This is a genomic window from Paenibacillus sp. UNC217MF, assembly GCF_000686865.1.
GTDB lineage: Bacteria > Bacillota > Bacilli > Paenibacillales > Paenibacillaceae > Paenibacillus_B > Paenibacillus_B suaedae.
The window spans coordinates 1-1,876 of the sequence record NZ_JMLT01000043.1 but is presented as its reverse complement, the minus strand read 5'-3'; the positions used below and the strand labels follow the sequence as shown (position 1 = coordinate 1,876).

The following is a 1,876-nucleotide window of genomic DNA, read 5'->3' as shown; positions in this document are numbered from 1 at the left end:
TTAACCATGCAAGGTTCGGACGAACTTGGAACCAGACATCCGGCCAAGTGCACCATGGGCACAGTCCGTTTCATTATAAGAGGCGACTCGATCTTTTCGAATGCTTGATCCATAGATAACGACGGGAACTGGCTCTCCAGTATGCTCCTTAACCTCAGAAGGAGTAGAATGATCAGCGGCCAGTGCTAGGTATACATCCTCTGATAGTTGATCAGCGTTTATGCCAACATTTCTATCAAACATTTCTAGCGATTGAGCCTTTTTAGTGGTTCATCATCGGCCCCATTACATCTGGAGCTTTAAGATGAACATAGACAATGTAATGATGGACAATCTGTTCAAGTGCAAGTTCTGCTTTCAGTTTAACATCAGTATCCATACTTCAGGTCATTCTTATATCTGTAATGGTTGTGTACCCGGCTAGTTCCGCTACCCAAAGAATGGTGCTTTCTACAGCAATGCAGCAACCTCGGAAATTCATTCTCGAAGCAATCGGCTCAAGTTCAACCTACTACCTGCACCACGGGTTAGAATGAAGCTGGCAGGCAGCAATCCATTAGCTACTCGCTCCTCATTCGCAGGGTGCGATGACAAGATCCGAGAAGATATTTCTAAGAAGCGGTTGACTCTAGAAGCAGTCGTCGTGCTTCTAATGTATCTTCCAACGGCTGAACAGGAAGATACGGTTTGCCGTCGTTCGGTGCTTTCGGGTCAGAATCAGTAATTTGATCACTTAATCCCTGTCTACGCAGCACAAGTACAGGACGATGTTCAGTCGCAGGCTTGCAGTAAGCATAGATGCCCTCGGCTACTTCTATTCCTGAAATGGATTCAGCAAGCTTGTCCGTATGTTCCCGTATGCGGCCAGTGCGTCGATCCAGCACTATACCATCTTCTACAGTGGCAAAATTGCAGCGAAGAACGACATCTCCAGGCTGAATATCGATTCCGACTCCAAGTGCTTCGATGGGGCCACGACATGGGTTGCTCAGGCGTGAATCCAAGATGAAGCTTACATCCTCACAGCAGCTGATTCATCAATTGGAATCCAACAGCATTGAATTTCTCGTATTGTCCGATCAAGTAGAAGTCGATGAGTCACGGTATCAGATTTGCGCGTTTTATCACCGATCGCCTTGTTCTCATTGCACGTCCAGATCACCATTTAGCCCAGAAGAGGAGGTGCACGTTATATGATCTTCAAAATGAGACCTTTCTTATGAAGCCGGATAAGTCAGCAACAAGGCAATTCCTCGATATGAAGTTCGAACAGGCGGGCATCGCGATATCCAATACGATTGATATCAGCAGCTTGGAAGGAATTAAACAGGGCGTTATCCATGGACTTGCATAGCAGCATATCTGAATTAATGAAGATGCAGGAGATTGCTAGTGAACTGCTAGTTGTATTCCCATAGATGAAGTGAAGTTTGAGAGAGGGGTTCAATATGTTCATCACTAAAACAAGCATCTGTCGCCAGCAGCTAAAGCATTCATTACAATGCTGAACAACATTTTAACCAAGTAGGTACAGAGGATAGAAAGAAGAGGATTGGAGGACATGAAAAAAGGATTTGAAAATAGTTTAAAAAAGACTTGCATTATACCTTCGAAATATGATATATTCTAAATCCTGCTTCATTAGGAGGCAGTCAATCGAACGAAGAAAACAAATTAAAAAAAGTTGTTGACTTCGAGTTGATGAAGTGATAAGATATAAAAGTCGCCGCTGAGAGACGCGGTGAACGAAAGCGAAAGAGGCAATAAGCCGAAGCGCTGGGTTGAAGATTGTTCTTTGAAAACTGAACAACGAGCAACGTTTGTGAATGAGGTAGCAATACCTCGTCAAAAGATATGAGCAGTTCAAACTTAACTT

The 1,876-nt window shown here is 43.9% G+C and carries 3 protein-coding genes; 1 reads left to right on the top strand and 2 read right to left on the bottom strand.

Annotated elements, in window-relative coordinates:
* Together BP95_RS33965 and BP95_RS33960 are read right to left on the bottom strand one after the other, a co-directional pair.
* A complete protein-coding gene (locus BP95_RS33965) occupies window positions 1-243 on the bottom strand; it encodes a 2,3-bisphosphoglycerate-independent phosphoglycerate mutase (protein ID WP_021253506.1) in 243 nt (80 codons plus the stop codon).
* 368 nt (window positions 244-611) lie between these two features.
* The gene (locus BP95_RS33960) at window positions 612-1,004 is read right to left on the bottom strand and encodes an alkaline phosphatase family protein (RefSeq protein ID WP_021253509.1); all 393 of its coding nucleotides are present in this window, start codon (window positions 1,002-1,004) and stop codon (window positions 612-614) included.
* Window positions 1,005-1,093: 89 nt separating this feature from the next.
* On the opposite strand from BP95_RS33960, the gene BP95_RS33955 reads away from it, so the two are divergent.
* Complete coding sequence (locus BP95_RS33955) at window positions 1,094-1,354, top strand: LysR substrate-binding domain-containing protein (protein WP_231515126.1); 261 nt, start codon at window positions 1,094-1,096, stop codon at window positions 1,352-1,354.
* The last annotated feature ends 522 nt before the right edge of the window (window positions 1,355-1,876 follow it).

Excerpts from the sequence above, each read along its gene's own strand:
- BP95_RS33965 (WP_021253506.1), bottom strand. The coding sequence starts at position 243 with ATGTTTGATAGAAATGTTGGCATAAACGCTGATCAACTATCAGAGGAT.
- BP95_RS33955 (WP_231515126.1), top strand. The coding sequence starts at position 1,094 with ATGAGTCACGGTATCAGATTTGCGCGTTTTATCACCGATCGCCTTGTT.